The organism is Vreelandella olivaria (assembly GCF_023507745.1).
GTDB classification, from domain to species: domain Bacteria; phylum Pseudomonadota; class Gammaproteobacteria; order Pseudomonadales; family Halomonadaceae; genus Vreelandella; species Vreelandella olivaria_A.
Genome location: NZ_JALPZO010000028.1, coordinates 19,523 through 33,172, shown reverse-complemented (window position 1 = coordinate 33,172; position 13,650 = coordinate 19,523). Strand labels below are relative to the sequence as shown.

The following is a 13,650-nucleotide window of genomic DNA, read 5'->3' as shown; positions in this document are numbered from 1 at the left end:
AACATACATCAACACCTTGGCATAGCCTGCACAAAGCGTGTATTCACGATATTTACCTCCATCCACTAAAGGAGTTTTTATGGCGACCGCCACCTCGCAAACCCAATTGGATCGTATCGTACGTCTAACGCATTTAGGCGCTCTGGATGTGAAGGGGACGGACGCCGAAAAGTTCCTGCAGGGGCAGACCAGCGCTCAAGTCAGTTTAGCCAATGGTCACTTCGCACCACTCACCTGTTTTTGTACCCCTAAGGGGCGAATGATTGCTAATGGCCAGTTGCTGCGTCTTGGTGATGATCATTACCGATTGATCATGAGCGCTACGTTGATTGAGATGCTCACAACCCACCTGAAGAAATTTGCTGCTTTCTATCGCACCGAGCTAATCCCCCAACCATCGCTAACCTTCATCGGCGCCAGCGAAGATGCCCAATCACTGGCAGATTCGGTGGAGCTATCGCTACCCGAACAACCTTATACCCAGCAAAGCAATGATCAGGCATGTGTACTGCGTGTACCGGGTAATACACGCTGGCTATTCTGTCTTAACAGCCCGCCGACAATCGATGTTAGCGATGATAATGAAGCACGCAATGCATGGCAGTTGGAGGACATCCGCAGCGGCTTAGTCTGGTTAACTGACACCCAACAGGATCATTTCCTGCCACAGATGCTGAATTGGGAGGCCCTGGGTGGCATTAGCTTTAAAAAAGGGTGTTACACAGGTCAGGAAGTCGTGGCACGTGCGCACTTCCGTGGCCAGGTAAAAAAGCGTTTGATACGTGCTGAAATACCCGCGTCCGTGTTACCCAACGCTGGGGATACGCTTCTTGGTGGTGATGGAAAGTCTGTGGGCGAAGTTGTCAGCAGTGCCTTTAGTGATGATCAGCGCATAGAACTGCTTGCGGTCATGAACACTAAAGTGGTTGAAGGGGAAACAGGTATATTTTGGGAGGATTGTCCCGTTACCCTATGCACTCTACCCTATGCAGTTGAGCGGCTGGACCCGGAGCAACTTGCGGCCGATTTAGCAGAATAGCACGTAATGATGAGTGCTTGGCAGCGTCACTCAATTGCCAGATTAAATAATCGCACAGCGTTAGCACTGCTTAGCGCTGCCACTTCCTCAGCTGACTGGTGGCGCAAGGCAGCAACCACTTCACATACCTTTGCCACCCGACCCGGTTCATTGCGCTGGCCCTGAAAACCACATAGCGGCATATCGGGGCTATCGGTCTCCAGTACGAAACTATCGTCAGGCAGCCGCGCCACCACACGACGCAAGCGCTGGGCTCGCTCATAGGTAACAGCCCCCCCCAGACCCAACGTATAACCAAGTTTTAAAAATGCCTCAGCCTGCTCGTATGAACCAGAAAACGCATGAATCAGACCACCGCGAGGAAGTACCAGCTGGCGCAACCGCTTACCCACCTGATCATTAGCGTTTACACAGTGAATCACGACAGGCAGTTCATACTGCTTCGCCAGATTTAGTTGGGCATCAAAGTAGTGCCACTGCTTATCGAGCGTATCCTTAAAGCGCCCATCGACACCACACTCCCCCACAGCCACTACACGGCGATGCGCTAGCAGCTGAATAATCAGCTGTTCTAACGCAGCCAGGTCCTGCTCGCGGTGCTCGGAAATAAAGTAAGGATGTAACCCCACACAGACACTGATATCGCCACGGCTACCCAGCGCCAATACATTTGACCAGCCAGCGCGTGTAGTGGCCGGTATTACAAAATGATCAACACCCACCGCCTTGGCATTACTGATAACCTCATCACGATCATCATCAAACGCGGCTAAATCCAGGTGACAGTGGGCATCAATCAACATGGCGAATCGGATTAGTGCTCGCGAGTTGGCTGGAAGCGAATATCGGGCCAGCGCTCCTGAGTCATCTGGAGGTTGACCCGGGTCGGCGCTATATAGGTCAAATAACCACCACCATCGATCGCCAGGTTAGCGCTTGCCTTACGCTTAAACTCTTCCAGCATTTTGGCATCTTCGCAATATACCCAGCGGGCCGTCTGTACATTGACTCCTTCATAAAGGCAGTCAACCTTATACTCTTCCTTTAGACGGTGGGCGACCACATCAAACTGCAGTGTACCAACAGCCCCCAGGATCAAATCGTTATTATCCATGGGCATAAAGACCTGAGTGGCACCCTCTTCAGAAAGCTGCTGCAAGCCTTTTTGCAGCGCCTTCATTTTTAGCGGATCCTTCAGGCGGACCCGTTTGAAAAGCTCAGGTGCAAAGTGGGGAATGCCGGTAAAGCGCATATCTTCCCCCACCGTAAACGTATCACCAATTTGGATGGTGCCGTGGTTGTGCAGGCCAATAATGTCACCGGGCCATGCCTCCTCTACATGGGAGCGATCCGAAGCCATAAACGTCAATGCATCGGCTATCTTCACATCCTTGCCGATCCGCACATGGCGCATCTTCATATTCTTTTCGTACTTGCCTGAGCACACTCTCAGAAAGGCGATACGGTCCCGGTGGTTGGGGTCCATATTGGCCTGGATTTTAAATACAAAACCAGAGAAGCGTTCATCATGGGCAGTCACTTCCCGGGTATCCGTTTCACGGGGCTGAGGTGCGGGGGCATGCTCTACAAAGCCATCCAGCATCTCACGCACACCGAAATTGCCCATGGCGGTACCAAAATAGACCGGCGTCAGCTCGCCACGACGATACGCTTCCAAATCAAATTCGTGGGAAGCACCGCGTACCAGTTCGACTTCCATGCGCAGCTCTTCGGCCTGCTCTTCACCAAGCACCGCATCCACTTCAGCGCTATCCAACCCATTAATACGCTTATCATCAGGAATACGGCTACCCTGACCCTGGGTATAGAGATGAATAACGTCATTGTAGAGGTGATACACTCCCTTAAAGTGCCGCCCCATTCCAATGGGCCAGGTCATCGGCGCACACTGAATATTCAAGACCGTTTCCACTTCATCCATCACTTCAATCGGGTCGCGGATATCACGGTCCATCTTATTGATAAACGTTAAGATAGGCGTCGTACGTAAACGGCATACCTCCATCAGTTTAATCGTACGATCCTCGACCCCTTTCGCACCATCGATCACCATGAGGGCAGAGTCGACCGCCGTTAGCGTCCGGTAGGTATCCTCGGAAAAGTCTTCGTGCCCTGGTGTATCCAGCAGATTGACAATACGGCCGCCATAGGGGAACTGCATCACCGAGGTGGTTACCGAGATACCCCGCTCCTGCTCCATTTTCATCCAGTCGGATGTGGCATGCCGGTCATTTCGCTTGCTCTTTACGGAGCCAGCCATCTGGATAGCATTTCCAAACAGCAACATTTTCTCGGTGATCGTGGTTTTACCCGCATCGGGGTGCGAAATGATCGCAAAGGTGCGTCTAAGCCCCGCCTCATGGGCTAACTGGGTATCTTTCATCTTACCTCTAAAGACATTTGTACTCAGTCACGTACTTAACCTTCAAGCTACTCTGGCTGAGTTATTCAGAATTGGGGGAGATTGTACCGGTAGCAGGGTTCAGGTGCCATGTTCATTAAAACTGCCTGGGGTCCCCTGCCCCTCAAACACTCTCCAGCACTTATGCCCTCCTTTACATTCGCTGAAAATTTATATTTGCGTCATGTACGTCAGTGACGCATAGTAAGTGCATGTACACTATCGCCGAAACAGATATTTTTAAAGCTAGCTGTCATTCATTATAACTGCTTACCGGATGGTAAGATTTGGCTGCTGGTCATCTATACCAAGTCAGTACGCGGGAATATTCCCTCTCACATCCTCAAGCAGATTAAGGAGGAAATTGAAGATGCAGAATGATGACTTTATAACCGGTGAAGAGATTGGCAATACGCTGCTGGCATCCATACGCCAAATGAAGCAAGGTAACCCAGCTCGCGAAACACAGGTAGAAGTTCCCAAAGCCGCAGAAGTGCGTCATCGTATGGGGCTCTCACAAAATGAATTTGCTAAGCTGTTGGATGTAAGTCCTGGCACGCTTCGCGGCTGGGAACAAGGTCGGCGACTCCCAACAGGTACTGCACGCACCCTGTTGCGGGTAGCAGAGAAACATCCTGAAGCGCTAACTGACCTTTCCTAGAGTCACCAACTATAAGGTCACCCACATGCGGTGGCTTTTGTTGTAAGGCATTAAAAAAACGCCGAGCTAAGCGGCGTTTAGATGTGTTCAATATCAATTGTCTAGCGCGTATAAATCAGGCGTAGGTATTAACCTGTGTTCCCCGGCTACCTTCTTGGGCAAGATCAGGCTGTGCTCCCAGGTCAGCCGAAGCAAGCACTTCACTGACTTGTTGAGCCTGCTGTTCAAGGGCCTGCTGAAACACCTGCATTTGGGCCTGCTCTGCTGTTTGCGCTTGATTCATATAGAGTGCGGTACTTACTGCGCTGCTAGCGGCAACATCCATCTTCCCACCTCGCATCTTAATAAAAGATATATCAAGAGTAGCAAAACTCCTGCCGTTACACCACTTTCACCACCGCACTCTTTGCGTGGTAATTTAGAAGCGATCAGCGCGAAACGGCGCCATATCAATTGCCGTTGGCTTGCCTTCTATCATGTCGGCCAGTAACTGACCGGTCGCAGGCCCAAGAGTAAACCCCTGGTGCCCATGCCCAAATGCCAGCCATAACCCGGGATGCCGGGGAGCCGGACCAATCACAGGCTTCATATCAGGCAAGCACGGACGCGCCCCTTTCCAGGCTGATGGGTCACGTCGCTCGCCAAGCGGGAAAATAGTGCGTGCTACGCTCTCTGCTGCCCCAAGCTGCTGCTCGTGGGAAGGGGAGTCAAGCCGATCAAGCTCAGCCCCTGTGGTCAGTCTTACCCCAGCGTTCATGGGCGCCAGTAAATACCCCACTTCAGCATCCATAACCCAATAATGCAGTTTGGCATCAGGTTGAGTAGCATAATGCATATGATAGCCACGCTTTACGAACGTGGGGAAATGATACCCTAGTGACTTCATCCAATCGCCCGACCATGGCCCCAGAGCGACGACCACCTCATCGGCCTCCAAAGTGTCGGTGGCCATCTCCACCTGCCAACGCTCTTTATCTTGTTTTACGCCTTTGATGTCCGCTTGCAGTATTCGCCCTCCTTGTTGAGTAAACGAATTTGCGTATGCTTCCACCAACCCACCAGGGTCAGCGACTGTCCAAGGGTCCAGCCAGTGAATAGCCCCTATGATGTCACTTCCTATATCAGGCTCTTTCTCAGACAGCGCCGCGCGGTCCAATACAGCGAACTGAACGCCGTAAAGGTCACGCGCCTCTTCTGCCTCTTTTACGCGTTTGGAGAGCTTTTTGGGGGTACGATAAATTTCCAGCCACCCTTTACGCTGCACCAGATGGTTGGCCCCCGCCGCTTCAATCATCGGCCCATGGCCTTCCAGGCACAGTTGAATAAGTGAAGCGTATTCAGGAACGATTTTTTGATACCGCCGTGCAGAAGAGTTATGCCAGTAACTGAACAGAGGTGATGCAGCGTTCACCATACCTGCCGGACGATAGCGAATATCCACCCGCTTATTGGGCAGCACACTCAGAATCGTTTTCATATCCCGGGGAAAAGGATATGGCCGCACAGCCTCTCGCTGAATAATTCCCGCATTACCAAAGGAGGTTTCACGGCCAGGTTGGCGCCGGTCAACCAACGTCACGCTATGACCACGCTTTTGCAAGTGCCAGGCAATACTGACACCAACCATTCCTGCCCCTAACACCACCGTTTGACGCGCCATTATGTTGCACTCCCCCGAACGTTATCTGTGCAGCCCTCGCCAGCAAACCCAGCGAAATCAAGTAGTTTAAAAAATATCACCAAACAAATGGCATTCACATAGCTTAAAAAACTTTTTTAATGGCATTTTATGGATAAATATGTCGACATATTAGTATAAACGGATGACTTGACTATTAGCGGCACAACTATTGCTTTATTAATACTTAAGGATGCTAACAGCACGACAAAGACATCACCGGTCATGATCTGAAAAGCGTCTGCACAAGCCATGGAAGCACTAAAAAAGAGCGGCCTTCGCACCAACAAAGCTCAAGGAAATATCAATGTCAGACACTCTCAGCCTGGATACCACTCTACTGGACATATTTTGGGTACTTTGGGCGGCTGCACTGGTGTTTGTAATGCAGGCAGGCTTTCTATGCCTGGAAGCCGGCACCACCCGTACAAAGAACGCAATCAATGTGGCGATGAAAAACCTGGCCGATTTCGCTATTGCGTTAAGTGTATTCTGGTTTGCGGGTTTTGGCATGATGTTTGGGGACTCTTTAGGCGGCTGGGTAGGTACATCGCTATTTGGCTGGCATCTGGACGGAAGCCAATCCTGGACCATTACGGTGTTTATTTTTCAGGCCATGTTTTGTGCCACCGCTGCCACTATCGTGGCAGGGGCAGTGGCGGAGCGTCTGCCGTTTTTAGCCTATCTGTGGATAGCCTTTTGGGTAGCGCTGCTTATTTACCCGATATTTGGACACTGGGCATGGGGAGGCCTGCTCGGCGGCACTACCGGCTGGCTGGCAGCCATTGGCTTTGTGGACTTTGCCGGCTCGACCGTGGTGCATAGTGTCGGTGGCTGGGTAGCGTTGGCAGCCGTCCTGGCCATTGGCCCGCGCATCGGAAGGTTTCAAAATGCCAAAGCCCCCTCCACATTTCCAGCAGGCAACCTACCCCTTGCCATGCTGGGCGCCTTGTTTATGGTACTTGGCTGGTTTGGCTTTAATGGCGGCAGCACACTGGCCTTGAACCATGCTGTTCCTGGCATATTGGCCAATACCATTCTTGGAGCAGTTGGCGGCATCTTGTCGGCCATGTTAATTGGCTGGAGAACACGACGATACGCCGATGTCATGTATGCCATCAACGGCGCCATCGCGGGCCTGGTGGCGGTCACCGGTGGCGCCCACGCACTTGGCATACCCGCTGCCTTTTTGATGGGCGCCATCAGCGGCGTGCTCATGGTCTTCGCCAGTGAATGGCTACTCAAAAAACGTATTGATGATGCGGTTGGCGCGATACCTGCCCATTTAGTTTCCGGTATATGGGGCACTCTGGCGTTACCCTGGTTTGCCGACCTCACTCTGCTGGACACTCAATTGAGCCGGGGCGGTCAATTCGGCGTGCAGCTGCTTGGTGTCATCGTATGCGCCCTGTGGAGCTTTGGGATAGCGTGGTTGCTCTTTCGCATCACCCGCCACTTTTTACCTATGCGGGTCTCTGTTGAAGCCGAAAAGATGGGCCTGAATCTGGCTGAACATGGTGCTACCAATGAACTGAATCAGCTATTGGAGCACATGCGCCAGCATGAACAACAGGGAGATATGCGTCAGCGCATCGAGGCGAACCCGTTTACCGAGGTTGGTGAGATCGCTGCCAGTTATAACCGGGTATCGGCAGCCCTTGAAAGAGCGGTCGGTCACACTCAAGTGATGCTGAGAAACCTGCGGGATGGCGTGATCACCTGGCGATCGGATGGAATCCTAACCAGCCTCAACCCTGGCGCAGAAACACTGTTTGGCGTTAAAGCATCCACACTGGTTGGCCAGCCTGTCAGTGAACTGCTACCCAATAAGCGGCTTGAGCCAGGGGCACGTCACGAAGTCAAACTACGCACCAAAGACCAACAGGTGCGTTACCTGGAAATCCAGGTTAGCGAAGGTGCAACGGGGTCTGCTTCCGAATGCTCAGGCATGGTGCGCGACATCACCGAACGCAAGCAACTCCAGGATCAATTGAATCGTGAGCGGGATTTAGCCCGCACCACGCTTGCCTCTATTGGCGATGGCGTCATTACCTGTGATGCCAGCGGCGATATTACGTTTATGAACGCCGAAGCGCAGCGATTAACCGGCTGGGAGCTAAAAGACATCCTCAACAAGCCCATTCAAATGGTTTACCAACTACGTGATGAACTGACCAATGAGCCTCTCAATAACCCTGCAAAGCAGGTTCTGACCCAACACCGCGCCGTTCAGTACAGTGAACACTGCATGCTTATTAACCAAATGGGTAAACGCTATCCCATTCAACATAGCGCCGCACCCATACGCTCACGAAGTGGTATCACCTTAGGCGCAGTAGTCGTATTTCAGGATGTCAGCTTAACCAGAAAGCTATCCGAACAGCTTAACTATCAGGCGACCCACGACAACCTCACAAGCCTTGTCAATCGCCGCGCTTTTGAGACCACACTTACCAGCTTACTAGAACAGCCCAATCGCTATAATGTGCTTTGCTATCTGGATTTGGATCAATTCAAAATTGTGAACGACACCTGCGGACATCTGGCGGGAGACGAACTGCTTCGCCAGGTTGCCTTAAAGCTGAAAGCACATGTGCGCAACAGCGACACCGTTGCCCGTCTTGGCGGTGATGAGTTCGCCCTGTTGCTTCCCGACTGCCCGTTAGAAAAAGCACGCCTTATTTGTGAAGCGGTGCGCAGCGATATCGAGAGCTTCCGCTTCGCTTGGCAGGGGCATACCTTCGGTATCGGTGTAAGCATTGGCCTGGTCGCCATTACCCCCGAATACCCCATGCGTTTAACCGATGCACTGCATGCAGCAGATGCTGCCTGCTATACCGCCAAAGAGGCAGGACGCAACCGCCTTCATTGCTTTAAACCCAATGACCATGTGCTATTAGAGCGTAATGGCGAACTGCAATGGGTTCAGCGCTTACAAAATGCTCTGGATAACGATACATTTCGTCTCTATGCGCAACCAATTCGACCCATTTGTGCCACAGGGCCGGGCTACCGGGAAATATTGTTGCGTCTTGAAGAAGATGGCGAAATTATTTCGCCGGGAAGTTTTCTGCCGGCAGCCGAGCGCTACCACTTTATGCCTCGCATAGACCGCTGGGTAGTGCGCAATACGCTTGCCTGGCTGACCGATCACTGCCGAAGCGATAATCATCAGGAGGTCGGCTCCTGGGGAATCAACCTGTCTGGGGAATCACTGTCAGATAGCGACTTCTGTAAGGATCTCATCCAGCAGGTGCAGGAAGCGGGCTTACCCATGGGTAGCTTGTGCTTTGAAATCACTGAAAGTGCCGCCATCGCTCAATTATCGAAAGTCAGTGAGCTTATTCAATCGCTACAGGCACTGGGCTGTCGTTTTGCACTGGATGATTTTGGTACAGGCCTCTCTTCGTTCAGCTACTTAAAACAGCTGTCCGTGGACTATTTAAAAATCGACGGCAACTTTATCCGCAACCTACATCAGGACCCAATAGACCGTGCAATGGTAGAAGCCATCCATGCAGTAGGCAAAGCATTGAATATTGATACAGTGGCTGAATTTGTTGAACACACGTCAACATTATCCATATTGCAGGAATTGGGCATTGATTACGCGCAGGGGTACTTACTGGGCAAGCCAGAACCACTAACCTATATGGCCGGAAAAAAAATAAAAGTAATGCCCAGATAAAAGCCACAAGAGAAAGGAGAAATAGTAAATCAGGTTAAAAATAGCCGGTTAAATGGCTAAGGATTAAATGACCAGGAAGATGACGTTAGAACAACTGGGAGGGGGATAAAACAAATATAAGCATGTATTAGGAAAATGGGGTGGATGATGGGGATCGAACCCACGACCACCGGAGCCACAATCCGGGGCTCTACCACTGAGCTACATCCACCACAACCTAAAACTGGAACGCACTTAACATCGATGGGGTGGATGATGGGGATCGAACCCACGACCACCGGAGCCACAATCCGGGGCTCTACCACTGAGCTACATCCACCATTGACGAAGCACTTGCTTGAACACCTGAACTGAAAACGACCATCTAGCAGATCATTAATGGCACGCCCAGCAGGACTCGAACCTGCAACCTACGGCTTAGAAGGCCGTTGCTCTATCCGGTTGAGCTATGGGCGCACATAAAGCATTCTAGACAGCTGAATACTGATGAGCACTTGACCACAGCCAAAGTCTGGAAAAGCAAATTACCACCTTCCGCGTTAGGTAATGTGGTCGGGATGGAGGGATTCGAACCCCCGACATCCTGCTCCCAAAGCAGGCGCGCTACCAGACTGCGCTACATCCCGATTTCCTACCTTAGACGCTGCTGCATGGCCCGTCTCAAGCGAGGCATATATTACTATTTCTAATTTTAAAGTCAACACTTAAAGTGGTTGATTCGATAGATGCTTTGCCTTGCCGCCCTGGCATGCGAAAATTGATCATCTCGATAAGCATGCCACCACACGTGCTTTGCGCAGTCTGCTTTGCTTTTCAATCTTTCATAGGGACCTCATTACATGACCGCCCAACTCATCGATGGGAAAGCCATCGCCGCTAATGTCCGCCAACACGTTGCCGAGAGGATCAGCGCACGCCAGCAAGCTGGTGCTCAAGTACCCGGACTAGCCGTTGTAGTGGTCGGAGAGGACCCAGCTTCTCATGTTTATGTAAGCAATAAGCATCGGGCCTGCGAGCAAGCTGGCATCCTCTCTTTTCAGCATGCCCTGCCCGCCGATACTCAGCAGCAGGAGCTTGAAACACTGATTGATCAATTGAATGATGACCCATCAGTTGATGGCATACTCGTCCAGCTTCCACTGCCAGAACACCTTGATGCCCGCCCAATCCTCGAGCGCATACTGCCCGATAAGGATGTGGACGGCTTTCATCCTTACAATATTGGTCGCTTGGCACAGCGCATGCCGTCGCTGCGCCCCTGCACTCCGAAAGGGATTATGACCATGCTTGTCCATAGCGGCATTGCGGTTCGTGGGCTGGATGCCACTGTGGTGGGCGCCTCTAATATTGTGGGTCGCCCCATGGCCTTGGAGCTTATGCTGGCCGGTTGCACCACCACGGTGTGCCATCGCTTCACACAGAACCTGGAGGCGCATGTCAGCCGTGCGGATGTGGTGGTGGTTGCTGTCGGTAAACCGGGAATTGTAAAAGGGGAGTGGATTAAACCCGGCGCGATCGTGATTGACGTGGGTATCAATCGACAAGCTGATGGCTCCTTGGTAGGTGATGTTGATTTCACCGCAGCTGCCGAACGCGCCAGTTTTATTACGCCAGTTCCCGGCGGCGTTGGCCCAATGACAGTCGCCACTCTGCTGGAAAACACCCTGGAAGCCGCTGAGCGTCACGATAAACATCGTCATCAATCCCAATGAGCACGCTATCAACAGCTGCTTGACGTTAACAGGTAATACAGGAGTATGTAGTCGTGCAACGGATTGGAATTATTGGCGCTATGGCGCAAGAGGTCAGTATTCTGGCGGGTCAGCTTGAAAATGCTGAGCGCTATGAACATGCAGGCTTTGTGTTTTATACCGGTACTCGCCATGGGCTGGATATTGTGGTGCTGCAATCCGGCATCGGAAAAGTCAATGCAGCGGTTGGTGCCGCCCTTCTTCTGGAACGTCACCAACCCGACGCCATTATTAATACCGGTTCAGCTGGCGGCTTCGCGACCGATCTTAATATCGGCGATGTCATCATTTCTGATGAAGTACGCCATCATGATGTAGATGTCGTTGTGTTTGGCTATGAGCCGGGCCAGGTGCCCGGTATGCCAGCTGCCTATCAAGCGGACCAACCGTTACGTGACATTGCCCGCAGTGCTATTGCGGCATTGGGAGAAGTAAAAGTACGTGAAGGCTTGATAGCCACAGGCGATGCTTTCATGGCTGACCCGGAGCGAGTGGCAACCACTCGCGCTCAGTTCCCCACCATGCTGGCCGTTGAAATGGAAGGCGCCGCTATTGCGCAAACCTGCCACCTTTTCGGGTGCCCCTTTGTGGTGATCCGTGCCCTTTCCGATATTCCTGGCAGTGGTGACAACCACCTTTCCTTTGAGCAATTCCTGGAAGTTGCCGCAGACCACTCCTCACGGATGGTCGATCACATGCTTAAGGTGCTGGGCAACGCCTGAACCTCGCCAGCGCAAACGGAGCCGGTTGGCTCCGTTTGTTAGCTGCTCCCGGCATGCCTATGCCACCGCACTTATGCTTTAAGCGCCCATGGCAAGCTTTCTCCCGCCATTAAAGGAATGATATTTTGATTGGCGGCATAAGGATAACACTCGGGTAAACGCCAGCTGGAACGCTCAAGTGTCACGGTATCTTTATTGGGTGAAAGCCCGTAAAAACGTGGGCCATTGAGGCTGGCAAACGCTTCCAACTGATCAAGCGCCTGCCTCTCTTCAAATGCCATCGCATAAAGCTCAATGGCGGCAGGAGCGGTATACGCCCCCGCACAGCCACAGCTTGACTCTTTATCACCCTGGGCATGGGGAGCACTGTCCGTCCCCAGAAAGAACTTTGGGCTTCCGCTGGTCGCAGCTTTCAATAAAGCCTGACGATGCTGCTCGCGTTTAAGAATAGGCAGGCAGTAGTAGTGAGGACGAATGCCCCCAACCAGCATTTTATTGCGATTAAATAACAAATGGTGAGCCGTGATGGTAGCGGCAATGTTGTCAGAGGCTGCTGCCACAAACTCAGCCGCCTGCTGAGTGGTGATATGCTCAAACACCACTTTTAAATTCGGATGGCGTGCCAGCAGAGGCTTCATTACCCGTTCAATGAACTCGGCTTCACGATCAAAAATATCAATGTCGTTATCCGTCACCTCCCCATGCACCAACAGCGGCATACCCACGTTTGCCATCATCGCAATTGTTTCATCACAATGAGCAATGTCGGTCACACCTGAGGCAGAGTTAGTCGTAGCACCTGCTGGATAGAGCTTAACGGCCTTAACCATCCCACTTTCCACTGCTTTTACGATCTCATCCGGCGACGTAGTATCCGTTAGATATAGCGTCATCAGTGGCTCAAAGCGACTACCACCCGGTAAAGCCGCCAAAATCCGCTCCCGGTAGGCAATCGCCTGTTCCGTAGTGGTTACGGGGGGCTTGAGGTTTGGCATGATGATCGCCCGGCCCATTTGTGCAGCGGTATGGCCAATCACGGCTTTTAGCGCCTCGTCGTCGCGCAAATGCAGGTGCCAATCATCGGGGCGGGTGATGGTAATAGCGTCCACGGCAAATCCTGTGCTGATCTGGTGTTAGAAGTAAGTCAGTGCAATAAGATCCGCACAGTATACCCAATCCCGCCAAGGTATAAATCCATCGATCTGCCCCACAGCTCTCATCAAGTGTCGTATCATGGCGTCACTTTGTAAGATCAAGGATTGTGTTGTTTATGCAGAATGTGCGTCGTTATGCAGACATTATCGCCAGTATTGAAGGGTTAATGTGGCTTGGGCTGGCCTGGTCGATCTCAATTTCAATGCACAAAGGCAGCACCGAACCTACCCTGGCGGTGCTGTTCGTGGTCGGCACACTGGTACTGTTTAGCTGGGCACATCGGCCACTGCGTTACTTATTGCGACGCTACCATATTCGTAAGCGGCGCACGGATATGTGGATACACACGCTTGCGTTACCGCTGCTGCTGGCCATGTTTTTCCACATTATGCTTGAAGCGCTACTTGGCAGCGCATGGCTCCCCCCCAAGATGCTGCTCTTCAATCTATTGGCATCCGCAGGCTGGATGACTTATGTCATGACACTCTTCTTCAAGTTTGTCATTCACAGCGTTAAAACATCGAGCAAATAGTA

At 51.9% G+C, this 13,650-nt stretch carries 11 protein-coding genes and 4 tRNA genes; 6 read left to right on the top strand and 9 right to left on the bottom strand.

The features are described 5' to 3' along the window. Positions 1-79 precede the first annotated feature (79 nt). Complete coding sequence (locus HP566_RS02245; protein WP_249975625.1) at positions 80-1,039, top strand: YgfZ/GcvT domain-containing protein; 960 nt, start codon at positions 80-82, stop codon at positions 1,037-1,039. Positions 1,040-1,065: 26 nt separating this feature from the next. Here the strand turns inward: HP566_RS02245 and HP566_RS02240 are convergent, their stop codons facing one another. Further along, positions 1,066-1,842 carry a TatD family hydrolase gene (locus HP566_RS02240; protein ID WP_249975624.1) on the bottom strand — a complete coding sequence of 259 codons (777 nt, stop codon included), beginning with the start codon at positions 1,840-1,842 and terminating at the stop codon, positions 1,066-1,068. 11 nt (positions 1,843-1,853) lie between these two features. Next, positions 1,854-3,443 (bottom strand): peptide chain release factor 3, encoded by a 1,590-nt coding sequence (locus tag HP566_RS02235; RefSeq protein ID WP_249975623.1) that lies wholly within the window; start codon positions 3,441-3,443, stop codon positions 1,854-1,856. Positions 3,444-3,831: 388 nt separating this feature from the next. Here HP566_RS02235 and HP566_RS02230 point away from each other — a divergent pair, with 388 nt between their 5' ends. After that, positions 3,832-4,122, top strand: a complete 291-nt coding sequence (locus HP566_RS02230) for a helix-turn-helix domain-containing protein (RefSeq protein WP_249975622.1) — start codon at positions 3,832-3,834, stop codon at positions 4,120-4,122. A 115-nt stretch (positions 4,123-4,237) separates the two neighbouring features. Here the strand turns inward: HP566_RS02230 and HP566_RS02225 are convergent, their stop codons facing one another. Continuing rightward, complete coding sequence (locus tag HP566_RS02225) at positions 4,238-4,447, bottom strand: hypothetical protein (RefSeq protein ID WP_249975621.1); 210 nt, start codon at positions 4,445-4,447, stop codon at positions 4,238-4,240. A gap of 93 nt (positions 4,448-4,540) precedes the next feature. Next, the gene (locus HP566_RS02220) at positions 4,541-5,782 is read right to left on the bottom strand and encodes an NAD(P)/FAD-dependent oxidoreductase (RefSeq protein ID WP_249975620.1); all 1,242 of its coding nucleotides are present in this window, start codon (positions 5,780-5,782) and stop codon (positions 4,541-4,543) included. Between the two features lie 325 nt (positions 5,783-6,107). Between HP566_RS02220 and amt the strand changes: the two genes are divergently transcribed. Further along, positions 6,108-9,488, top strand: coding sequence for an ammonium transporter (gene amt, locus HP566_RS02215; RefSeq protein WP_249975619.1), 3,381 nt, complete (start codon positions 6,108-6,110; stop codon positions 9,486-9,488). A gap of 136 nt (positions 9,489-9,624) precedes the next feature. On the opposite strand, the gene HP566_RS02210 is transcribed toward amt, so the two are convergent. The 4 genes from HP566_RS02210 to HP566_RS02195 form a co-directional block, all read right to left on the bottom strand. Beyond that, a tRNA-His gene (locus HP566_RS02210) sits at positions 9,625-9,699 on the bottom strand. 33 nt (positions 9,700-9,732) lie between these two features. Continuing rightward, a tRNA-His gene (locus HP566_RS02205) sits at positions 9,733-9,807 on the bottom strand. Between the two features lie 60 nt (positions 9,808-9,867). Continuing rightward, a tRNA-Arg gene (locus HP566_RS02200) sits at positions 9,868-9,944 on the bottom strand. 93 nt (positions 9,945-10,037) lie between these two features. Next, positions 10,038-10,114 (bottom strand) — tRNA-Pro (locus tag HP566_RS02195). A 213-nt stretch (positions 10,115-10,327) separates the two neighbouring features. On the opposite strand from HP566_RS02195, the gene folD reads away from it, so the two are divergent. Together folD and mtnN are read left to right on the top strand one after the other, a co-directional pair. Next, complete coding sequence (folD, locus tag HP566_RS02190; protein ID WP_249975618.1) at positions 10,328-11,200, top strand: bifunctional methylenetetrahydrofolate dehydrogenase/methenyltetrahydrofolate cyclohydrolase FolD; 873 nt, start codon at positions 10,328-10,330, stop codon at positions 11,198-11,200. Positions 11,201-11,253: 53 nt separating this feature from the next. Continuing rightward, complete coding sequence (gene mtnN / locus HP566_RS02185; protein ID WP_249975616.1) at positions 11,254-11,961, top strand: 5'-methylthioadenosine/S-adenosylhomocysteine nucleosidase; 708 nt, start codon at positions 11,254-11,256, stop codon at positions 11,959-11,961. Between the two features lie 71 nt (positions 11,962-12,032). Here the strand turns inward: mtnN and pyrC are convergent, their stop codons facing one another. After that, complete coding sequence (pyrC, locus tag HP566_RS02180; RefSeq protein WP_249975615.1) at positions 12,033-13,070, bottom strand: dihydroorotase; 1,038 nt, start codon at positions 13,068-13,070, stop codon at positions 12,033-12,035. A 161-nt stretch (positions 13,071-13,231) separates the two neighbouring features. Between pyrC and HP566_RS02175 the strand changes: the two genes are divergently transcribed. After that, the gene (locus HP566_RS02175; protein ID WP_249975614.1) at positions 13,232-13,648 is read left to right on the top strand and encodes a hypothetical protein; all 417 of its coding nucleotides are present in this window, start codon (positions 13,232-13,234) and stop codon (positions 13,646-13,648) included. Positions 13,649-13,650: the final 2 nt, after the last annotated feature.